Annotated in this window: 13 protein-coding genes; 5 read left to right on the top strand and 8 right to left on the bottom strand. The window is 71.0% G+C overall.

What is annotated here, in order from left to right; translation table 11 throughout:
• Positions 1-21 precede the first annotated feature (21 nt).
• The 3 genes from ligD to Actob_RS36520 are packed head-to-tail and all read right to left on the bottom strand — an operon-like array spanning position 22 to position 4,505.
• Positions 22-978 carry a non-homologous end-joining DNA ligase gene (gene ligD / locus Actob_RS36510; RefSeq protein ID WP_284916512.1) on the bottom strand — a complete coding sequence of 319 codons (957 nt, stop codon included), beginning with the start codon at positions 976-978 and terminating at the stop codon, positions 22-24.
• A gap of 9 nt (positions 979-987) precedes the next feature.
• Positions 988-2,688, bottom strand: coding sequence for an acyl-CoA dehydrogenase (locus Actob_RS36515; protein ID WP_284916513.1), 1,701 nt, complete (start codon positions 2,686-2,688; stop codon positions 988-990).
• 20 nt (positions 2,689-2,708) lie between these two features.
• Entirely contained in the window at positions 2,709-4,505 is a 1,797-nt protein-coding gene (locus tag Actob_RS36520; RefSeq protein WP_284916514.1) for a diguanylate cyclase domain-containing protein, read from the bottom strand.
• 161 nt (positions 4,506-4,666) lie between these two features.
• Between Actob_RS36520 and Actob_RS36525 the strand changes: the two genes are divergently transcribed.
• The 3 genes from Actob_RS36525 (at position 4,667) to Actob_RS36535 (ending at position 17,397) form a co-directional block, all read left to right on the top strand.
• Positions 4,667-6,388 carry an alpha/beta hydrolase gene (locus tag Actob_RS36525; protein ID WP_284916515.1) on the top strand — a complete coding sequence of 574 codons (1,722 nt, stop codon included), beginning with the start codon at positions 4,667-4,669 and terminating at the stop codon, positions 6,386-6,388.
• Positions 6,389-6,656: 268 nt separating this feature from the next.
• The gene (locus Actob_RS36530) at positions 6,657-16,649 is read left to right on the top strand and encodes a putative Ig domain-containing protein (RefSeq protein WP_284916516.1); all 9,993 of its coding nucleotides are present in this window, start codon (positions 6,657-6,659) and stop codon (positions 16,647-16,649) included.
• A gap of 247 nt (positions 16,650-16,896) precedes the next feature.
• Entirely contained in the window at positions 16,897-17,397 is a 501-nt protein-coding gene (locus Actob_RS36535) for a DUF2716 domain-containing protein (protein WP_284922450.1), read from the top strand.
• 19 nt (positions 17,398-17,416) lie between these two features.
• Here Actob_RS36535 and Actob_RS36540 read toward each other — a convergent pair whose 3' ends face one another.
• Together Actob_RS36540 and Actob_RS36545 are read right to left on the bottom strand one after the other, a co-directional pair.
• Complete coding sequence (locus Actob_RS36540) at positions 17,417-17,977, bottom strand: antibiotic biosynthesis monooxygenase (protein ID WP_284916517.1); 561 nt, start codon at positions 17,975-17,977, stop codon at positions 17,417-17,419.
• Between the two features lie 49 nt (positions 17,978-18,026).
• Positions 18,027-18,446 (bottom strand): hypothetical protein, encoded by a 420-nt coding sequence (locus Actob_RS36545; protein WP_284916519.1) that lies wholly within the window; start codon positions 18,444-18,446, stop codon positions 18,027-18,029.
• Between Actob_RS36545 and Actob_RS36550 the strand changes: the two genes are divergently transcribed.
• Positions 18,433-19,287, top strand: coding sequence for a beta propeller repeat protein (locus Actob_RS36550; protein WP_284916520.1), 855 nt, complete (start codon positions 18,433-18,435; stop codon positions 19,285-19,287). The genes Actob_RS36545 and Actob_RS36550 overlap by 14 nt on opposite strands.
• A 193-nt stretch (positions 19,288-19,480) precedes the next feature.
• On the opposite strand, the gene Actob_RS36555 is transcribed toward Actob_RS36550, so the two are convergent.
• Entirely contained in the window at positions 19,481-20,119 is a 639-nt protein-coding gene (locus Actob_RS36555; protein ID WP_284916521.1) for a LuxR C-terminal-related transcriptional regulator, read from the bottom strand.
• Positions 20,071-21,357, bottom strand: a complete 1,287-nt coding sequence (locus Actob_RS36560) for a sensor histidine kinase (protein WP_284916522.1) — start codon at positions 21,355-21,357, stop codon at positions 20,071-20,073. The genes Actob_RS36555 and Actob_RS36560 overlap by 49 nt, the downstream gene beginning before the upstream one ends.
• A 109-nt stretch (positions 21,358-21,466) precedes the next feature.
• Between Actob_RS36560 and Actob_RS36565 the strand changes: the two genes are divergently transcribed.
• The gene (locus Actob_RS36565) at positions 21,467-22,468 is read left to right on the top strand and encodes a fatty acid desaturase family protein (protein WP_284916523.1); all 1,002 of its coding nucleotides are present in this window, start codon (positions 21,467-21,469) and stop codon (positions 22,466-22,468) included.
• 53 nt (positions 22,469-22,521) lie between these two features.
• On the opposite strand, the gene Actob_RS36570 is transcribed toward Actob_RS36565, so the two are convergent.
• Positions 22,522-22,932 carry a hypothetical protein gene (locus tag Actob_RS36570; RefSeq protein ID WP_284916525.1) on the bottom strand — a complete coding sequence of 137 codons (411 nt, stop codon included), beginning with the start codon at positions 22,930-22,932 and terminating at the stop codon, positions 22,522-22,524.
• Positions 22,933-22,969: the final 37 nt, after the last annotated feature.

The raw sequence follows: 22,969 nt of genomic DNA on the forward strand, positions 1-22,969 counted from the left end.
ACCCCGCGCCCGCCCGCGGTCCTAGGTCCTGGGCACTTCCGGTGTCTCCAGGCCGGCCCGCTCGTCGCGGTCGGCCCACTCCAGCAGCGTGGCGATGTCGTGACTCACGTCGTCGATGCCGGCGTGCAGGTCGCCCAGCTGCGCGAAGCGGGCCGGGACGGTGCGGATGGTGAACGCCTGCGGGTCGACGTCCGGGATCTCGTCCCAGGTGATCGGGGTGGAGACGGTGGCCGCGGGAACGCCGCGCACCGAGTAGGCGCTGGCGATGGTGTGATCGCGGGCGTTCTGGTTGTAGTCGATGAACAGGGCTTTCGGGTCGCGGTCCTTGCGCCACCAGGTGGTGGTGACGTCCTGCGGGGCGCGGCGCTCGACCTCGCGGGCGAAGGCGAGCGCGGCCCGGCGCACGTCCGCGAAGCCCCAGCGCGGCTCGATCCGCACGTAGACGTGCAGGCCCCGGCCGCCGGACGTCTTCGGGAAGCCGGCGATGCCCAGCTCGTCGAGCACCTCCCGGACGACCGGGGCGATCTTCCGCACGGTGCCGAACGGGCAGTCCGGCATCGGGTCCAGGTCGATCCGCCACTCGTCGGGTCTCTCCGGGTCCGCCCGCCGGGAGTTCCACGGGTGGAACTCCACGGTGGACATCTGGACCGCCCAGATCACGTCGGCCGGTTTGGTCACGCAGAGCTCGTCGGCGTGCCGGTGGTAGCGCGGGAACGTCACCCGGACCGTCTCCAGCCAGGGTGGTGCGCCGTTCGGCACCCGCTTCTGGTGCACCTTCTCCCCGGACAGGCCGTCCGGGAAGCGGTGCAGCATGCACGGGCGCTCGCGCAGCGCGCGGACGATCCCGTCGCTCACCGCCAGGTAGTACTCGACCAGGTCGAGCTTGGTGGCGCCGAGCTCCGGGAAGTAGATCCGGTCCGGGTTGGAGACCCGGACGTCGTGATCACCGACTTCGATGACGGTGGCTTTACCGGCCATCCGTCGAAACTAACCCAACCAGGCGTCCTCGAGGTCGAGAAGCAGCGTGTCGCCCGAGTCGAGCAGGTCCAGCATCGGGCCGATCCGGGGCAGCTCGTGGGTGACGAAGTACTTCGCGGCGACCCGCTTGCCGTCGTAGAACGGTCCCGGCTTGTCCCCCGCGGCGAGCGCCTGCTCCAGCCACATCCAGGCGATCACCAGGTGACCGGCGGCGTCCAGGTAGGCGGTGGCGTTGACCAGCGCCGTCGCCGGGTCGGCCCACAGTTTCGCCGTCGTGGCGGCCAGCCGGTCGCAGGCGGCGAGCACCGGGGCGCCCAGATCCGACTTCTGGGCCGTCGCCCGGATCCGGTCGAGGAGCAGGGCCAGGCCCGCGCCGCCCCGCTGGGTGACCTTGCGGCCGAGCAGGTCGAGCGCCTGGATGCCGTCGGTGCCCTCGTGGATCGAGTTGAGCCGGTTGTCCCGGTAGAACTGCTCGACCGGGTACTCCCGGGTGTAGCCGTAGCCGCCGTGGATCTGGATGGCGTGGTCGTCGGCGAGCCGGCACCACTGCGAGGGCCAGGCCTTGACGATCGGCGTGAGCGTGTCCAGGAGCAGGTCGTTCTCCGGGGACGGCTCGTCGAGCAGCTTGGCGCAGTACAGCATCAGGGCGAGACCGCCCTCGACGTACGTCTTGCTGGCGAGCAGCATCCGGCGTACGTCGGGGTGGTCGACGATCGGAACCGGCGGCGCGGCCGGATCCTTCGCGGTCACCGGGCGCCCCTGCTGCCGCTCCCTCGCGTAGGCGAGGGCATGCAGGTACCCGGTGTACCCGAGCGCGACAGCGCCGGCACCGACCCCGATGCGCGCCTCGTTCATCATGTGGAACATGTACTGCAGGCCGCGGCCCTCCTCGCCCACCAGATAGCCGGTCGCCTCGTCGAACGCCAGCACCGTGTTGGTGGTGCCGCGGTAACCCATCTTGTGGTTGAGGCCGGCCAGCGTGACGCCGTTGCGCTTGCCGTCGATGAGCTTGGGCACGATGAACAGCGACAGGCCCTTCACCCCGGCGGGTGCCCCGGCGACCCGGGCCAGGACCAGGTGGATGATGTTCTCGCTGAGCTCGTGGTCACCGCCCGAGATCCACATCTTGCCGCCGGTGATGCGGTAGTCACCCGACTGCCCGTCGGGGACGGCCTTCGTCGTGACGTCGCTGAGCGAGGAGCCCGCCTGCGGCTCGGAGAGGCACATCGTGCCGGTGAACCGGCCCTCGATCATCGGCCGGACGAACCTCTCGATCTGCTCCGCGGTCCCGTGGGTGAGCAGCAGGTGCGCGTTCGCGCCGGTCAGCATCGCGTAGGCCGAGGTGCTCGTGTTGGCCGCCTGGAACCAGAGGAAGCAGGCCCGCTGCACGACCCGGGGCAGCTGCAACCCGCCGTACTCGGCGTCCATGGTCGCGGCCAGCAGGCCGGACTCGGCGAACACCCGCAGCGCGTGGCCGACCTCCGGGATGATCGTCACCCGTTCGCCGTCGAAGGTCGGCTCGTTCAGGTCGTTCTTGCGGTTGTGCGGCGCGAAGTCGCGCTCGGCGATCTGCTGGGAGACGTCCAGGAACGCGTCGAACGTCTCCCGCGAGTGCTCGGCGAACCGCTCCCGCCCGGTCAGCGACTCCACGTCGAGCCATTCGTAGAGCAGGAAGTCGAGGTCCCGGCGGGACAGCACCTTGGAGTTCATGCACCTAGTGTGCACTAACTTCACTCCGCCGCGCGGTGCCGCCCGATACTCGCCAGCACACCGCGCGGGGCGCGACTGCCGCCGGAGCGCTTGATCTCGTACATCGCGTGGTCGGCGGCGCGCAGCGCGGCGTCCGGGTCCTCGGCCGGACCGGCCATGTGCACGCCGACGCTGGCGCCGATGGTGATCTGCTGCCCGGCGATCCGGAACGGCATCTCCACCATGGTCCGCACCCGGTTCGCGGTGGCCGCCACGTCGCCGGCGCTCAGCACCCCGGGCATCAGCACCACGAACTCGTCGCCGCCGACCCGGGCCAGCACGTCGCCGGCCCGGATGCAGCCGCTGAGCCGCTCGGCCACCTGGCGCAGCAGCTCGTCACCGGCCTCGTGCCCGTGCACGTCGTTGACCGGCTTGAACCCGTCCAGGTCGACGAAGAGCACGGCCACCGGGTCGCGGCGCAGCGAGTTGCTCAGCGCGTCCTGCATCCGGCGCCGGTTCGGCAGGCCGGTCAGCGGGTCGTGCTGGGCCTCGTGGGCCAGCCGTTCCTGGAACGCCCGGTTCTCCGAGATGTCCCGGGCGTTGATCACCACGCCGTTCAGCGCCGGGTTGGCCATCTGGTTGGACGCGGTGAAGTCGAACCAGCGGTAGTGCCCGCTGGCCGCGCGTACCCGGCACTGCAGGCGGAGCACCGCGGCCGGGTCGGCGAGCAGCGCCTCCAGCCGGTCCCGCATCGCACCCTGATCGTCCGGATGCACCATGTCGAAGACGCTGTGCCCGGCCAGCGCGCCGGACTCGAACCCGAGGATCGCCGCCGAACTGGGGCTCGTGAAGATCATCGTGCCGGCGCGGTCGATCACCGTGACGATGTCCGGGGCGTGCTGGAACAGCGCCTGGAACCGCTCGTCGGCGCGCCGCCGCTGGATCTGGCCACGGTAGCCGAGTACCGAGATGCCGACCACGCCGATCAACAGCATGGCCAGCAGCGTGATGTTCACCGTCTGGCTGCGACGGTGCACCGCGCCGTCGAACTGCGACTTGGTCTGGGTGCGCACGTAGGAGTAGCCGCTGGGCAGGCCGCCGACCACGATCGCGATCATGTCGGTGCCGCCCGACCGGTAATCCACGAAGTAGGTGCCCTCGCGCCCCAGCTTCGCGATGATCGACGCGTCGGTCCGGCCGCCGACCAGGTCGGGCACGCTGCTCGCGGCGACCGTGCCGGTACTGTCCACCACGTCGGTGCGGTGCGTGTCGCTCTGCAGCTGCTGGGTGTACTTCTGCAGCGAGGTGGTGGCCACCTGGTTGAAGCCGACCAGGAACCCGGCCGGGGCGCCGCCGAGCAGGATCGGCACGGCCACCGCGGCCAGCGGGATGTCGTCCACCGTCATCACCGCGGAGAAACCGACCCGGGCGCCCTCGGTGAACTGCTCGCGCATCGGGGCCCAGCCGGCGTCGCCGGGGTCGGGCAGGCCGGCGGCCCGGCTGGCGTTCAGCACCGACCCGTCGAGCGCGGTGAGCACCATGCCGTACTGGAAGGTGGAGCTCTTGGCCGCCGCGTTCACCAGGACCAAGTGGTCGGTGGCGTCGCCCTTGACCAGGCTCAGCGAGTGGTCGGCCAGCACCTGCGCCAGCTCCTGCGCCGAGAGCAGCTGCAGCTGCCCGGTCAGGGTGGCGTTGTTGGTGGCGAGTTCGGTGCTGTCGGCACGGTGCACCGCGTCGGCCGCGCTCAGCGCCCGCCGGTTCACGGCGATGGCGATCCCGCCGGCGGCCGCCAGCAGCAGCACGCTGACCACCACCGCGATCCAGTTCCGTACCCGCATCGCTTTCCTCCTCACCGCAGTCATCGGCAGCGCGGAGCCGGGCTGAATGAACCCGCGGCAGGAAAACCGCCCGAAAACGGGGCGGCGCGCGAGCCCATCGACCCCCGATGATGGGGGAGGCACCCGAAATTGACGTCCCCCGTCGATGATCGGAGCACCGCATGCGTGACGAGCTGGTCGCACCGCCGCCGGACAGGTTCGCGCCGCTGCGCGCCCGGATCCCGCGGCCACGCGCCGCCGCCTCCGTGGCGGATGCCCCGCCGCCGATCCGCCCGCGGATCGTGCTGGCTCCGCTCAGCCTCACCGGCGCCGGGCTGGCCGCCTTCTTCTTCTGCCTCGCCTTCACCCCCTCGCTGCTGCCCCGCACCGGGATCCTGCAGGGCGTGGTCGCCGGGATCACGGCGGCCATGGGGTACGCGCTGGGCACCGCGATCGGCGCGCTGATCCGGCTCCGGTTCCGGTTCTCCGGCCGGGCCGTGCGGATCTGGTGGCGGGTGCTCGCCGTGCTGCTCCTCCCGATGATCGCCACCTGTCTCGTGCTCGGCGTGCGCTGGCAGCGCGAGCTGCGGCTGCGGCTCGGGATGCCACCGGCCCAGGAGTACGACATCGTCCGCACCGTCGGCGCCAGCCTGCTCACCTTCGGGCTGCTCCTGCTGATCGCCCGGCTGCTGCGGCTCGCCACGCACGGCTGCGCGCAGGTGTTCCGGCTGGTCGTCCCGGACCGGGCGGCGTACTGTGCCGGCACCGTGGTGGTGGCCGTGCTCAGCTACAGCGCCTTCGACGGCCTGCTGGTCGCGCACCTGTTCGCGGTCGCCGACCGGTCGGCCGCCGTGATCAACAACGGCACCGGCAACGGCGTGCACCGGCCCTCCTCGGCACTGCGCTCCGGCGGCCCGGAGTCGCTGGTGGCCTGGGACACCCTGGGCCGGCAGGGGCGCGCCTTCGTGGCCGGCGCACCCAGCCGGCAGCAGCTGAGCGGGTTCGCCGGCCGCCCGGCCACCGAGCCGATCCGCCTGTACGCCGGGCTGGCCTCGGCCGGCACCATGCGCGAGCGGGCCGACCTGATCGTCCGCGAGATGGACCGGACCGGCGCGTTCCGGCGGCAGGTGGTGGCGCTGTTCACCCCGACCGGCACCGGCTGGGTGGACAACAAGGTCACCCAGTCGCTGGAGTACATGTACGCCGGGGACACCGCCCTGGTGTCCATGCAGTACTCCTACCTGCCCAGCTGGATCGCCTTCCTCGGCGACCGGTCCGAAGTGGTGGACGCGGCGTCGGCGCTGATCACCGCGGTGCGCGGGCGCTGGGCGGAGCTGCCCGCCGCGCACCGGCCCAAGCTGCTGCTGTTCGGCGAGAGCCTGGGGACGTACGGGATCGAGGCCACCTTCGGTACCGCCGAGGACCTGGTCGACGCGGCGGACGGGGTGCTGATGGAGGGCCCGACCTTCGCCAACCCGATCCACCAGCGACTGACCCGGGACCGGGCCGCGCCGTCCCCGGTCTGGGACCCGGTCCAGACCGGGCTGCCGGTCGACTTCGCCGACGACGCCACCGAGCTGCGGGGCCGGCCGGGCGCCCGGCCCACCGTGGTCTACCTGCAGAACTCGTCCGATCCGATCGTCTGGTGGAACTGGGACATCATGTGGCGCAAACCGGCGTGGCTGCAGGGCGCCCGCGGGCCGGACGTGACCCCGGCCATGCACTGGTTTCCCTGGGTCACGTTCTGGCAGACCACGTGCGACCTGGTCTTCGCCAACCAGGCGCCGACCGGGCACGGGCACGTCTACAAGTCGGCGACGGTGGACGGGTGGGCCACTGTCGCCCCGCCCGCCGGCTGGACGGTGGCGGACACCGTCCGGCTGCGCCATCAGCTCGGCGACTAGCGCACGGCGACTTGAGGGATCGGGGCTGAGATCCACCTCTCCGGTGGCGGCCGCGCGGTCCGCGGTGTTGCCGCTGTGACGACCGGACGGTGCTGAGGCGGCTCCGGCGGGCGATATCCGGGGCGCACTCCGCCGACCGGTCAGTCTTTCGCGTTCGAACGAGGCACGCGGACCTCCGTCCGGCGGCGCGGGCCGACGGAACACCCATGGCTGACAACTGCCGCAATTCCGACAATTTCTAGGTATCCCCCTGCCCGGAAGGTTGTCCATGAGTAGTCGTGGGTCAAGCGCCGTCGCCGCGTCGCCGGCGCCGCCGAAGTCCCGGCCGACGCGGCGCATCAGCACCCTGGTGCTGCTCAGCGTCGCCTCGGTGCTCGCGAGCTATGTCGCCGTACCGTCAGTCGCACAGGCCGCCGTGACCGTCCTGGCCGTCACCAACCCCGGCAGCCAGTACAGCGGCGTCAACGTCGCGACCAGCCTCACGATGGCGGCCGGCGGCGGCACCACGCCCTACACCTGGGCCGCGACCGGACTGCCGGCCGGGCTGACCCTGAACAGCTCCACCGGCGTCGTCACCGGCGCCCCGACGACCGCCGCGACCTACTCGGCGAGGCTGACCGCCACCGACGCGACCAAGGCCACCGCCAGCGTCACGTTCAGCTGGGTCACCGGCACCGCCCCGACCGTCACCAACCCCGGCACCCGCGCCTCGGTGGTCAAGGTCGCGGTCAGCCAGAGCATGGCGGCGACCGGCGCGAAGACCCCGTACGTGTGGTCGGCCACCGGCCTGCCCGCCGGCCTGACCATCAACGCGTCGACCGGCGCGATCTCCGGCACCCCGACCACCGCCGGTGTCTACACCACCAAGGTCACCGCCACCGACGCCGCGAAGATCCCCGGCAGCGCCACGTTCACCTGGGATGTCGCCGCGGCGGCCCCGGCCGTGACCAGCCCCGGCACCCAGCAGGCCACCATCGGCGCCGCGACGAACCTGCCGCTGGCCGCGACCGGTGGCACCGCCCCCTACACCTGGGCGGCCACCGGCCTGCCCGCCGGGCTGACCATCAACACCACCACCGGCGTGGTGTCGGGAACCCCCACCACGGCGGCGACGAGCACGGTGGCGGTGAGCATCACCGACGCGGTCAAGCGCACCGCCAGCACCTCGTTCAGCGTGGTCACCGCCGCCGCTCCGACGGTCGCCAACCCCGGCGCCCAGACCGGCACGGCAGGCACGGCCGCCTCGAAGACCATCACCGCCTCCGGCGGGACGACGCCGTACACCTGGGCGGCCACCGGCCTGCCCGCCGGGCTGAGCATCAACACCACCACCGGCGTCATCAGCGGCACGCCCACCACCGCGGGCAGCAGCTCGGTGACCGTCACCGCCACCGACGCCACCAAGCGGGCCGGCCAGGTCACCTTCACCTGGACGATCGCTGCCGCGCTGACCCTGCCCAACCCCGGCAGCCAGCAGGTCACCGTCGCCAAGCCGGCCACCATCACCCCGAGCGCGGCCGGCGGCACCAGCCCGTACACCTGGACCGCGACCGGCCTGCCCACCGGCCTGAGCATCAACACCACCACCGGCGTCATCAGCGGCACGCCGGCCGCGGCCGGCACCTCGTCGGTGACCGTCACCGTCAAGGACGCCGCCGCGCGCACCGCCACCGCCACGTTCTCCGTGATCGCCGGCATCGCCCCCTCGGTGACCGGCCCGGGCACCCAGTACGGCACCACCGGCGTGGCGGTCACCAAGACCCTGACCGCCACCGGCGGCACCAGCCCGTACAGCTGGGCGGCCACCGGCCTGCCCGCCGGGCTGAGCATCAACGGCGGCACCGGCGTGATCACCGGCACCCCCACCACCGCCGGCAGCGCCGCCGTCACCGTCACCGTCACCGACGCCTCCGGCCGTACCGGGACGACCACCTTCACCTGGGCCGTGGCCACGCCGCTGGTCGCCACCAACCCGGGCGCCCAGAACGGCACCACCGGCACCGCCACCACGCTGACCCTGACCGCCACCGGCGGCACCAGCCCGTACACCTGGACCGCGACCGGCCTGCCCACCGGCCTGACGGTCACCAGCGGCGGCGTCATCAGCGGCACGCCGGCCGCCGCCGGGACGTCCACCGCCACCCTGACCGCCACCGACGCCGCCGGCCGCACCAGCGCCGTCTCCGTCACCTGGACGGTCGCCACGCCGCTGGTCGCCACCAACCCGGGCAGCCAGAACGGCACCACCGGCACCGCCACCACGCTGACCCTGACCGCCACCGGCGGCACCAGCCCGTACACCTGGACCGCGACCGGCCTGCCCACCGGCCTGACGGTCACCAGCGGCGGCGCCGTCACCGGCACGCCGGGCACCGCCGGTGACTACACCGTCGCGGCCACGGCCACCGACGCGGCGAGGCGGACCAGCGCCGTCACCTTCACGATCGCCGTCAAGGGCCCGGTCGCGGTGATCAACCCCGGCGCGCAGACCAGCGTCCTCGACAAGGCCACCACCCTGACCCTGGTGGCCGCCGGCGGCAGCGGCACCTACACCTGGTCCGCGGCGAACCTGCCCGGCGGGCTCACCCTCGACCCGGCCACCGGCGTCATCACCGGTACGCCCACCACCGCGGCCACCGGCTCGGTCACCGTCACCGCCACCGACAGCGCCGGGCGCGGCAACGCGGCCACCTTCGGCTGGACCGTCGTGACGCCGATGACCGTCACCCCGCCGGCCGACCAGGTCGGCCTGGAGCAGCAGAGCGTCAGCGTCGCCGCCGGCGCGGCGGGCGGCACCGGCACCTACACCTGGGCCGCCACCGGCCTGCCCGGCGGCCTCACCATCGATCCCGCCACCGGCAAGATCACCGGCACGCTGACCCTGGCCGGCTCGGCCACCCCCAAGATCACCGCGACCGACGGCGCCGGCCAGACCGCCACCGCCGGGTTCCGGTGGGAGGTGCTCGCCACCTACCGGAGCACCCCGGTGATGGACGCCGGTTCGGTCGCCACGATCACCGCGGACGGCGCGCTCGCCGGTACCGGAGCCGCCACCAACGGCATCGCCCTGCTCGGCGGCTTCGCCTACCTGAACAAGGGCACCCAGCTCGTCAAGGTCAACAAGAGCAGCGGCGCGGTCACCGTGGTCGCCGGCTCCGCCGCCTCCACCGACTGCGGCAACGCGGCACTCGGCACTGACGTCCGGTTCGCCGCCCAGCTGCGGGTGATCGGCTCCGACGGCCGGTTCGTCTACGTCTACGACGAGTGCGGCCTGCGCCGCGTCGACCCCGCCACCGGCGCGACCAGCACCGTCGGAATCCCCCAGCTCGACTACAACTACGTCTACGTCAAGTACGGCACGGTCGCCGGCAAGTACGCCTACCTGGTCGCCGAGACCGGCACCGTCTACCGCTACGACCTCACCTCGACCGACGCGAAGACCTACCCGTACGTGCTGAGCAGCACCGGCTACGGGTACGGCGCGAACGCGATCGCCGCGGACGACACGTACCTCTACGGCCTGCGCCCCTACGACAACATGCTGTACCGGATCAACCTGGCCACCGGCGAACGCGCCGATCTCGCCCGCCTGCTGGTCTCCGACGTGTACGCGATGACCTCGGTCGGCAACTACCTCTACGCCGCCTACCGGGACATGTCGAGCAACCCGGCGCGAGCGCTGACCATCGTCCGGATCAGCAAGACCGACGGCAGCAAGGTGCTCGTCGCGCCGAGCGGCACCGGCACCACAGCCCTGGCCGGCGTGGTCGGCATCGCCAGCGACGGCACCAAGCTCTACCTGGCCGACCGGGACACCACCGGCACCTGGCTGCGCTCGCTCACCTCCGTCACCGCCCCCGCCGTCGCGGCTCCGGCCACCACTCCGATCATGGACGCCGGCTCGGTCTCGACGATCACCGTCAACGGCGCGCTCACCGGCACCGGCCCGGACACCAACGGCATCGCCCTGCTCGGCGGCTTCGCCTACCTCAACAAGGGCACCCAGCTCGTCAAGGTCAACAAGACCAGCGGCGCGGTCACCGTGGTCGCCGGCTCCGCCGCCTCCACCGACTGCGGCAACGCGGCACTCGGCGCCGACGTCCGGTTCGCCGCCCAGCTGCGGGTGATCGGCTCCGACGGCCGGTTCGTCTACGTCTACGACGAGTGCGGCCTGCGCCGCGTCGACCCCGCCACCGGCGGCACCAGCACCGTCGGCGTGCCGCGGCTCGACTTCAACTACCTCTCCGTCAACTACGGCACGATCGCCGGTAACAAGGCCTACCTGGTCGCCACGAACGGCACCATCTACCGCTACGAGCTGACCTCCACCGAGACCGGCGTCTACCCCTACGCCCTGCAGGCCGAGTACTACGGCGCGAGCGCCATCGCCGCCGACGACACGTACCTCTACGGCCTGCGGTACTGGGACAACATGCTGTACCGGATCAACCTGGCCACCGGCGAACGTACCGAGTTCGCCCGCCTGCTGGTCTCCGACGTGTACGCGATGACCTCGGTCGGCAACTACCTCTACGCCGCCTACCGGGACACCGCCACCAACAGCCCGGCCCGCGCGCTGACCATCGTGCGGATCAGCAAGACCGACGGCAGCAAGGTGCTGGTCTCGCCCAGCGGAGCCGGCACCACGGCACTGACCGGCGTGGTCGGGATCGCCAGTGACGGCACCAAGCTCTACCTGGCCGACCGGGACACCACCGGCACCTGGCTGCGCTCGCTGACCTCGGTCACCGCCCCGGCCATCGCGGTGGCGCCGACCGGCCCGGTGATGGAGGCCGGCGCGGTCACCACCGTCGCCCCCGCCGGCACCCTGGCCGGCACCGGCCCGGCCACCAACGGCATCGCGCTGCTGGACGGGTACGCCTACCTCAACAAGGGCACCCAGCTCGTCAAGGTCAACAAGTCGTCCGGCGCGGCCACCGTGGTCGCCGGCGCCGCCGTCGACGCCAACTGTCAGAACGACTCGACGGGTGACGGAGTCCGGTTCTCCAGCCAGTTCCGGGTGATCGGGTCGGACGGCCGGTTCGTCTACGTCTACGACGAGTGCGGCCTGCGCCGGGTCGACCCCGCCACCGGCGGCACCAGCACCGTCGGCGTGCCGCGGCTCGACTTCAACTACCTCTCCGTCAACTACGGCACGATCGCCGGCAAGAAGGCCTACCTGGTCGCCACGAACGGCACCATCTACCGCTACGAGCTGACCTCCACCGAGACCGGCGTCTACCCCTACGCCCTGCAGGCCGAGTACTACGGCGCGAGCGCCATCGCCGCCGACGACACGTACCTCTACGGCCTGCGGTACTGGGACAACACGCTCTACCGGATCAACCTGGCGACCAGTGAGCGCACCGCCGTCGCCCGGCTCGGCAGCAGTGACGTCCGCGCGATGACGCTGGTCGGCGACTACCTGTACCTCGCCGTCCGCTCGGGCGCCGACCAGTACGCCATCAGCATCGACCGGATCAACAAGGTGACCGGCGCGGGCGACGGCATCGTCGGCGGCGTCATCTCCGGGCTGCTCGACGGGCCCTACTACGACGCCCGGTTCAGCCAGATCACCGGCATCGCCAGCGACGGCAGCTACCTGTGGGTGGCCGACGGCACCGCGCTGCGCAAGGTCAAGAAGATCAAGAAGCCGGTCGACCCGGGTGGCCCCACGCTGCCCTACGAGACCGCCGGCGGCAGCAACCCGTCGAACGCCTACCCGTGCAGCTCCACCTGCTACGGCGACCCGGTGCAGACCGACACCGGCGCCCTGACCGAGCCGGCCACCGACCTGAGCGTCAACGACCACGGCGGCGCCTTCTCGATGACGCGCACGTACAGCTCCACCACGGCCGGCACCAAGAGCGTGCTCGGCTACGGCTGGGCCTGGCCGTACGGCATGAACCTCGCCCAGCCCTCGCCGTCCACGGTGCGGGTGACGCAGGAGAACGGCAGCGCCGCGGCGTTCGCGAAGCAGGCCGACGGCACCTACCAGGGCGCCCCGCGCCTGCAGGCCACGCTGGTCAAGAACGGTGACGGCACCTGGACCTTCACCCGCAAGCGCGAGCTGACCATGGTGTTCGACGCGGCCGGCAAGATCGTCCGGCAGGTCAGCCGCAACGGCATGACGATGACGTTCTCCTACAACGCGTCGTCGCAGCTGACGACGGTCACGCTCGGCTCCGGCCGGGCCCTGGCCTTCACCTACGACAGCGACGGTTACCTGGAGACGGTCACCGCGCCGTCCGGCGCGAAGGTCACCTACACCCGGGACAGCGCCGGCAACCTGACCACGGTCACCGGCCCCGAGAACATCACCAACAGGTACGAGTACGACAGCAAGCACCTGCTGACCAAGTACACCGACCCGCGCGGCGCGGAGACGGTGAACGAGTTCGACGAGTTCAGCCGGGTCGTCAAGCAGACCGAGCCGATGAACCAGGTCTGGGAGTTCGCCTACGCCACCGGCGACGTGGTGGGCACCTCGACGGTGACCATCACCAAGCCCGGCAAGATCAAAACCATTGAGGAGTACGTCGACGGGCAGCTGCGCAAGCGGACCGAGGCGGCCGGCACGGCGGTGGCGGCCAGCACGTACTGGGACTACGACCAGGCCACCTCGCAGCCGGTGAGCATCACCGGCCCGGACGGCACGGTCAACGAGTTCACCTACGACGCCGCCGGCAACACGCTCAGCCACACCGACCCGCTGCACCGCACCACGCCCTGGACGTACGACGCCTACGGCGACAAGCTGACCGAGCAGACGCCGGACGGGCAGACCAGCCGCTTCACCTACGACGACCGGGGCAACCTGCTCACCAGCACCACCCCGAGCGGGCAGGTCAACAAGCTGGCCTACAACGCCGACAACACGCTCGACTCGCGGGAGACCGACGAGGGCCACAAGACCACTTACCAGTACGACACCAACGGCGACCTGCTGAAGGTCATCGACCCGATGCAGCGGCCGGTGACCTACGGCTACGACCCGGACGGCCGGGTCCGCACCGTCACCAACGCGCTGCTGCAGGTCACCAGCACCACCACGTTCGATGACGCCGGCCGCACCGTCGCGGTCGTCGACGCGAACGGCGGCACCACCGCCTACGAGTACTACCCGGACGGCACCCAGTACTCGGTCACCGACCCGGAGACCAACCTCAAGAGCTACACCGAGTACGACCTCGCCGGCCGGCTCACCCGCACCACCGACCGGGCCGGCCGGCACACCGACTACACCTACACCGCGGCCGGTCAGGTCGAGAAGGTCACCGACCCCAACGGCAACACCGTCGAGTACACCTACGACGCGCTCGGCGACAAGCTCACCGAGAAGACCGCGGCGGGCACCACCAAGTTCACGTACGACGCGGCCGGGCGGCTGCTGACCACCGAACTCCCGTCGGGCGCCGTCACCAGGACGGTGTACGACGACGCCGGCCAGGTCGTCAAGACGATCGACGCCAAGCTCAAGGAGACCGTCTACACCTACGACCAGGCCGGTCGGGTCGCGTCCGTCACCGACCCGGACCACCGGGTGACCCGCACGGTCTACACCGCCGACGGCCGGATCGACACGGTCACCAACGCGGACGGCTCCACGGTCCGGTACGAGTACTACGACGACGGCGGCCTGAAGCAGGTCACCGACCCCGACCAGGGCGTCACCAGCTACACCTACAACGACGCCGGCCAGACCGACTCCCGCACGCTGCCCGGCGGCATCGTCACCCGCTACACCTACGACGAGGCGGCCCGGCCCAAGGACACCGTCCAGAACGACGGCACCACCGCGACCCGCCACTACGACAAGGCCGGGCGGGTCAGCGACCTCACCTACGACGACCCGGCGACCGCCGCGGTGCACTACGAGTACGACAAGGCCGGCCGCCGCACCGGCATGGCCGACGGCACCGGCACCACCAGTTACCAGTACGACCACGACGGCCGGCTGACCAGCAGCCGCAACGGCGCCGGCAACACCGTCGGCTACGAGTACGACGCCGCCGGCCGGCTGCACAAGCTGACCTACCCCGGTGGCGACACGCTCACCTACGAGTACGACGCCGCGAACCGGATGACCTCGGCCACCGACTGGACCGGCAAGGTCACCACCTTCGGCTGGACCGCCGACAGCAGCCTCGACGTCCAGACCACCCCGGACGGGGTCACCGACGACCTCGACTACGACCGCAACGGCCGCATCTCGTCCATCCGGATCACCAACCCGGCCGCCAACGTCACCGCCTTCACCTACCAGTACGACGACGCCGGCCAGCTCACCACGAGCAACGGCCCGACCGGCAACCAGAACTACGACTACGACCAGCGGGGCCAGGTCGCCTCGGTCACCACGACCAGCGGCGAGGGCGCCACCGGTGCCTACACCATCACGCCGAACGGCCTGCTCACCGCCCTGCCCGACAAGACCACCAACGCCTACGACGCGGCCCGGCGGCTGACCAGCACCACCGCGCCGAGCGGGGCGGTCAGCGGCTACGGCTACGACCAGCGCGGCAACCGCACCAGCACCGGCATCGCCGGCGCCACCCCGACCACCTACACCTACGACCGGGCCAACCGGATCACCGCCGTCACGCGCGGCACCACCGCCGTCGCCTACACCTACGACGGCGACGGCCTGCGCACCGGCCGGACCAGCGGCGGCACCACCCGCGACTTCGTGTGGGCCGCCAAGGGCGCCCTGCCCCTGCTGCTAGACGACGGCGCCAACCGCTACCTGTACGGGCCGAACCTGACCCCGTACGCGCAGGTCTCCCGCACCGGCGCCGTCACCTACCTGCACACCGACGCTCTCGGCTCGGTCCGGGTCATCACCGACTCGACCGGCACCGTCGCCGGCACCAACACGTACGACACCTACGGCAACCGCACCCTGCACACCGGCACCGACAGCGCGATCGGCTACACCGGAAACTGGACCGACCCGGTCACCAGCCTGCTCTACCTGCGGGCCCGCGACTACGACCCGGCCACCGGCCAGTTCCTCACCATCGACCCCAACGTCGACCAGACCCTGCAGCCGTACGCGTACGCCGAGAACAACCCGCTGCAGAACACCGACCCCTCCGGCCAGTGCCCGCTCTGCGTCAGCGCCCTGGTCGGCGGCGTGATCGGCGGCGTGGTCAGCGGCGCCAGCTACGCCTGGCAGCACCGCAACGACGACAACTTCAACTACACCGACATGGCGAAGGCGGCGGGCAAGGGCGCCCTCACCGGAGCCATCGCCGGTGCCCTGATGCCCGGCGCCGGCATCCTCGCGGCCAGCGCCCTCGGCCTCGAAGGCGCCGCCGCCACCGCCACCGCCTGGGCCGTCAACGCCGCCGTCGGCGCCGCCTTCACCTGGGCCACCAACACCATCGACTGTCAGCCCACCACCGCCATGGACCTGGCCATCGGCGCCGTCACCGCCGGTTTCGGCAGCAAGTTCCGCGGCACCCGAACCGCCGCCGGCGGCCGAGCCGCCGAACGCGACCTGGCCAGCGGTACCTGCAGCTTCTCCGGCGACACCCGGGTCCTGATGGCCGACGGCACCACCAAGGCCATCGAGGACATCAAGCCGGGTGACGACGTCGCGGTGACCGACGCCGAGCACGGTACGGACTCCACGCGTGAGGTCATCCACACGTGGGTGCACCAGGACGACCTCTACCAACTGGTGATCGACGGCCAAAAGCTGATCACCACCGAGAACCACCCGTTCTGGGACGTCACCGACCAGGCGTGGGAGCGAGCCGACCAACTCGACGCCGGCGACCTCCTGCGCACGCCGAACGGCGGACACGGCCGAGTCGACTCCTTCGACCCGATCTCCGTTGCGCAGGGCCTTGCCTACAACCTCACCGTCGACGGCATCCACACCTACTACGTCCTCGCCGGTTCTGAACCTGTACTCGTACACAACATCTGCGACCCGTTCGACAGGGCCCTGTATTCCGGCAATCGTCTTCGCTTGAACGAGGGCCCGGTCCCCAAGAAGGCGCTGGATGTGCTCAACCACGTCGACACCAAGAAGGCGGCACCGCCGGGTTATAAGGGAAACAGGCCTTGGGGAAATGACGGCTCGCGGGGTTCTTCAATTCTTCCCGGGCAGAACTCAGTAAAATACACAGAATGGGATGTGAATCCGAAGGTAAGAGGCCAGGACCGAGGCGGGGAGCGCCTGGTTACCGGCAACGATGGATCGGCCTGGTACACCGATGATCACTACGCCTCCTTCTATCGAGCGCGGTAGCGAGATCAGCAATCTAACCGGCACCCGACGAAGGTTCAGTTCCACCCAATGAGTCGTCAGTAGTATCCGCAACACGATAGGCCCGCCCCGTCCAATCACAGCAGCATGGACGGGGCGGGCCACTTCACATGTCGACCACAGCGAGAACACAACCAACCAATAATCGCCACTTACTACCTGGAAGAAGCGCGGGTTTTACCTCAAGACCACACAACTCGGCCGTCGTGTCTACACTCCAGATGTGGATATGCCGGCATGGGAGCACCTCCCGGAAGACCTTTACAGGAAGTTCTGGGATGCCTTCGACAGAAAATTTGATTTCAGGGCCGGGTACGCAGAGCCTGACGCCGCCATCATTGAGCCAAGCCCATCAGTGACGTTCGACCTCCACCCGCTCTTCGCCGATCCAGGTGCCACGTTTGCAGCCGGACAAGCGGCAATCAATGCCATTACTCTTTTCTCAATGACACAAGCGTTCTCCGCCGAAGAACGCCTTCTCGTATTGGATTGGCAGCATTCCTGCCATTGGTTCTGGCCACATCGCCACGCTGTCGCGGACGACGAGACTTGGCCTGTCGAAGTATTCCCGGACGGGGATTACCACACCTTCCTCACCGAAGACATGACCGAGGGCACCTTCGGCCACCCTTGGGAACAAACACTTTGCGTTTTCGGTCCTCGATTGATGCCGAAACTTGGTCCGATACTGATGAGCTGGCTTCCCATCAAGCGCTCTCGTCCGCGCTGACCTCAACCCCTGCATCGGATCAGCGGCGGAGCCAGGGCTGGAGGGCTCGGGTGACGTGGGGCAGGACCAGGTAGGTCATGATCGGGGTCAGGACCAGCGTGCTGATCAAGGTGCGGAGCACCAGGTTCAAGGTGACCAGATGCGGGGCCAGCAGCCAGCCGGAGAGCAGGCTGACCGGGAAGAAGCCGAGCCAGATGGTGGTGGCCTGTTTCCAGCGGGGTGGGGTGGACGGGGGCTGGTGGTCGACCTTCAGCTCGCGGGGCGGGTCGAACCAGCCCTCGATGCCGGTGCGCTTCTCGACGCGGGTGTGCTCGACGAAGCCCTCGGCCGACGAGAGCCACCACTGGCGCTGCGGGGACTCCTCCCACTCGCGCAGGGAGGTGGCGTCGGCGAAGCGGTAGAGCATGTGCCATTCCGGGGAACCCGGCTCCGGGCGGACCCAGCCGGTGCCGAGGAAACCGGGGAAGTCTTCGGCGAGCGAGGCGCCGGCACGGACCCAGGCGGCCATCTCGGCATCCCGGGCCGGATCGGCCCGCCGGGTGATGGCGACGGTGACTGCTAGCTGCGGCGGAGACTCCATGTCCCACATTGTGGTAAGCCCGGAATTCTCCCGTGCGGCATCCCGCGGATCAGTGTCGTGCCACACGCTTGCCGGGGCGGGTAAGTTCTCCGGGCATGACGATCAAACGAAGGTTGTCGATTACTTCGCTGGGGCTGGCGGCGCTCACCGGCGCGGCGGTCGGCCTGCCGGCGGCGGCCACGGCCGCGGTTCCGGTCTCGGCGACGGGCACGGACTCCGCCGCACTGCCGAAAGTGAGTTCGGTCACGAACGGGACCTCGGCGGGCTCAGGCTCGGAAAGCTCAGGGTCGGACTTGGTGGGCTCGGGCTCGACGGCGGCGGGCTTGGGCTCGACGACGCCGGCCTCGATGGGGCGGCTGGGCTGGCGGCTCACCGATACCGGGACCACCGCGCAGTTCCGGGGGCTGTCGGCGGTCAGCGGGTCGGTGGCCTGGGTGGCCGGGAGCGCCGGCACGGTGTTGCGCACCATCGACGGCGGCCGCACCTGGTCCTCGGTCGGCCCGGCGGACGCCGCCGCGCTGCAGTTCCGGGACATCGAGGCGTTCGACGCGCGGCATGCGGTGGCGCTGACCATCGGCTCCGGCACCGACTCGCGGATCTACACCACCTCGGACGGCGGCCGGTCCTGGACCCGCGCCTTTCAGAACGAGGACGCCGCCGCGTTCTACGACTGCATGACGTTCCTCGACCGGCGGCACGGCCTGGCCCTCTCCGACCCGGTCGGCGGCAAGTTCCGGATCCTGGCCACCCGGGACGGCGGCCGGTCCTGGTCGGTGCTGCCGACGACCGGGATGCCGGCCGCCCTGGACGGCGAGTTCGCGTTCGCGGCCAGCGGGACCTGCCTGGTCTCGGCGGGTGGGCAGGCGTTCTTCGCCACCGGCGGCGGGGCGACCGCCCGGGTGTTCACCTCGCGTGACCTCGGGCGTTCCTGGCGGGTCACCGGTACGCCGGTCCCGAGCGGGCCGAGCGCCGGCATCTACTCGCTCGCCTATCGCGACCCGCACCACGGCCTCGCGGTCGGCGGCGACTACACCGTCCCGGCCTCGGCTCCGGCCGGCGCCGCCCGCACCAAGGGCCGCGACTGGCTGGTCGCCGCCGTGCCGCCGGGCGAGTACCGCTCCGGCGTCGCCTGGTCCGGCCCGCGCACCGCGATCGCCGTCGGCCCGACCGGCAGCGACTACTCCCCCGACGGCGGCGTCACCTGGCGCCGCTTCGACACCGGCAGCTTCGACGCGGTCGCCTGCGTGGCCCACGCTTGCTGGGCCTCCGGCGCACAGGGCCGAGTCGCCCGCCTGACCTGGACCCACTGACCCGCGGCGGGACCCCGGCGGACCGGCTGGCTGGGCGGGACCGCCGGGCGTCTCCACGGATACCGCCCGGCGGTCGCCGGGCGGTCTGGAGAGGCGCACCACCTCGCGAGGTAGCACGGGAGTCGCCGCTTGCGGTTGGTGCGGGGAAGGCGTACGAAATCGGGTTTGTCGTGGGTGGGCGGACCGTTACCGATCAGGCGTTCAGGTAGGTGAGGACGGCCAGGACCCGGCGGTTGTCGTCGTCGGAGACGGGCAGGTCGAGCTTGGTGAAGATGTTGTTGATGTGTTTGCTGACGGCTTTCTCGCCGATGAAGAGTTTCGTGGCGATGGCGCCGTTGGAGCGGCCCTCGGCCATCTGGCCGAGCACCTCGCGCTCGCGGGTGGTCAGCGCGGACAGCGGCGACTGGCGGCGGGCCAGCAGCTGGTAGACCACCTCGGGGTCCATCGCGGTGCCGCCGGAGGCGACGCGGCGGACCGCGTCGATGAACTGGGCGACGTGCGAGACGCGGTCCTTGAGCAGGTAACCGACGCCGCCGGCGCGGTCGGAGAGCAGCTCGCGGGCGTAGAGCGGTTCGACGTGCTGGCTGAGCACCAGCACCGGCATGCCGGGGATCCGGGTGCGGGCGGCGATCGCGGCCTGCAGGCCCTCGTCGGTGAAGGTCGGCGGCAGCCGGACGTCGACCACCGCCACCTCCGGCCGGTACTCGAGCAGGGCGGGCAGCAGCGCCGGTCCGTTGTCGACGGCGGCCACCACCTGGCAGTCGTGCGCGGTCAGCAGGCGGGTCAACCCGTCCCGGAGGAGGGCGTGGTCTTCGGCGAGGACGACGCGCAAGGCAACTCCATGGTCACGACAGTCGGTCCGCCCGGCGGGCTGGACAGGCTCATCGTGCCATCGAACGCGGCGAGACGGCGTTCGATACCGCGCAGGCCGCTGCCGGCGGACGGGTCGGCGCCGCCGAGGCCGTCGTCGCTGACCCGCATCACCAGTGTCGATCCGGTGTGCCAGAGCTCGACCCCGGCGGTCCGGGCGAAGCTGTGCCGGGTCGCGTTGGCCAGCGCCTCGGCGACCGCGAAGTAGGCAGCCGACTCGACCGGGGTGTCCAGGCGGCCGGGCAGCGCGGTCTCCACAGTGGTCGGAATCGGGACGGCGAGCGCGAGGGCCCGGACCGCGCCGTCCAGCCCGCGCTCGGCGAGCACCGGCGGGTGGATGCCGCGGACCAGGTGGCGCAGGTCGGCCAGGGCGGCGGAGCTGGTCTCCCGGGCCTCGGCGAGCAGCTTGCGGGCACCGGCCGGGTCGCCCTCGACCATCTCCTCGGCCAGCCCGATGGTCATGCCCAGCGATACCAGCCGGACCTGGGCGCCGTCGTGCAGGTCCCGCTCGATCCGGCGCAGCTCGGCGGCCTGCGCGTCGACAGCGTCGGCCCGGGTCACGGTCAGCTCGCTGACCCGCAGGAGCAGCTCGGCGCTGCGGGTCGGGCCGAGGAACAGCCGGCCGAAGGAGGCGTCGAAGCGGCGCAGGTAGGGCGCGACGGCGAGGCCCACCGAGAGGATCAGCGCGCCCTGCGGCAGGGACAGGAAACCCTCGCCGACGGTCTCGATCGGCCAGATCGCGCCGTAGCCGTACCAGTCGGAGCCCAGCGAGATCCACAGTGGGATGAGCAGCACGCCCTCCAGGCCGTAGACCGGGACGGCCAGGGTGAGCACGCCGAGACCGAGGCCGACGATCGCGCCGGGCAGCAGCCAGGCGAAGTCGCGCCAGGTGGCCGGGTCGGTGACGATCCACTTGTAGTGCCGCCAGCCGCCCACCGTCGCCCGCTCGGGCGCCGGGCGGTAGGGGCGGCGGATCGGCAGGCCGGCGCGCCCGGCCAGCCGGCGGGCGAGATCGGCCCGGGCCCGGACCAGCAGGGTCACGGCGGGGAAGATCATCAGTCCGAGGCCTGGCACGACGCTCAGCACCAGGGCGGACACCGAGAGCACGAACAGCGGCAGGTTGACGACGGCCAGCGGGATGGCGAGCAACCCGCTGAGCACTGCCCGCAGGCCGTCGCGGATCCAGTCACGCGAGTCCATGACACCATCCTGCCGATCCGGCCGGGCGTTGTCGGTAGGGCCAGCACTACCTCGCAGTCGCGGGCTGGCACTCCTGACCGGGCGCCCGCGTTCCGCGAGGCTGAAAAGCATGACGACGACGACGGAACGGCCGCGCGCCACGGGCAGCGACTTCGCCGAGCTCAACCGACGGATCAACGCGGCCGGACTGATGCGCCGGCGGCCCGGCTACTACGTCCTGCGCCTGAGCCTGGTCACCGCCGCGCTGATCGGCGGCTGGACGGCGTTCGTCCTGGTCGGCGCGTCGTGGTGGAACCTGCTGGTGGCGGCCTTCCTGGCCGTGGTGTTCGCGCAGGTAGCGCTGGTCGCCCACGACCTGGCGCACCGCCAGGTGTTCCGCACCAACAAGCCGAGCTCGCGGGCCGGCCTGCTGGCCGGCAACCTGGCGATCGGGATGTCCTACGGCTACTGGATGGACAAGCACACCAAGCACCACGCCAACCCGAACCACGACGATCTCGACCCGGACGTCGGCGCGGGGGTGCTGGTCTGGTCCCGGGAGCAGGCGCGCGGCGGCGGGTTCGTGCAGAAGCACCAGGCCTGGCTCTTCTTCCCGCTGCTCACCCTGCTCGGGATCTCGCTGAAACGGGACAGTGTGCGGGCCCTGCGCGCCGGGACGGTCAAGCAGCGCGGCCGGGAGTGGGCGCTGCTCGGCCTGCACTTCGCCGGGTACGCCGCGGCGCTGCTGCTGGTGCTGAGCCCGCTGCAGGCGCTCGCCTTCCTGGTGGTGCACCAGGCGCTGTTCGGGGTCTACCTGGGCATGACCTTCGCGCCGAACCACAAGGGGATGCCGCACCCGGACGGCACCGAGGACTTCTTCCGCAAGCAGGTGCTGACCTCGCGGAACGTGCGGGGCGGCCGGCTCACCGACGTCGCGCTGGGCGGGCTGAACTACCAGATCGAGCATCACCTGTTCCCGGCGATGCCGACGCCCAACCTGCCCAAGGCGCAGCCGATCGTGCGGGCGTACTGCGCGGAGGTCGGGGTGCCCTACGAGATGACCGGGCTGCTGGATTCCTATCGGCAGGCGCTGCGTCACCTGCACGAGGTGAGCGCGGACCTGCGGTCGTGAGGTGCGGCCCAGGGGCGCGCCGAGGCGCGCCCCATGGCCGTTCCTGATCGGCGTCAGCCGATGCCGATGTTGTTGTGCGCGCTCACCGGGGCGAACCGCCGGTTGCCCAGCCAGACGGCGTCGTAGCCGTTGACGAGGAGGTTGGCCAGCGAGACGGGCGGCGGGACCGGCCCGTTCTTGCACTCCGCCCAGCCACCGAAGTCGGTGGTCGCCTCGCAGAGCGGGAACCGCTCACCGGTGGTGGTGAACTGGATCGGCAGGCCGGCCACCGGGTGTCCGTCCCAGGTGGTGAAGTGGGCCTTGAGGCCCAGGGTCTCGCGCGCGATGACGTCGAGCGTGCCGTAGTAGGCAGTCGCGTTCATCCGGATCGGTCGGAAGTTCGGGGCGGCCTGGGCGGGGCTGGAGACGGCGATGCCGGCCAGCGCCACGGCCGCGGCGAGCCACCGCATGGTCGTGTGCTTCATAGGGCACGAAACTAGGCGAAGCGGGCGTTTTTCCCAA

Source organism: Actinoplanes oblitus (genome assembly GCF_030252345.1).
GTDB lineage: Bacteria > Actinomycetota > Actinomycetes > Mycobacteriales > Micromonosporaceae > Actinoplanes > Actinoplanes oblitus.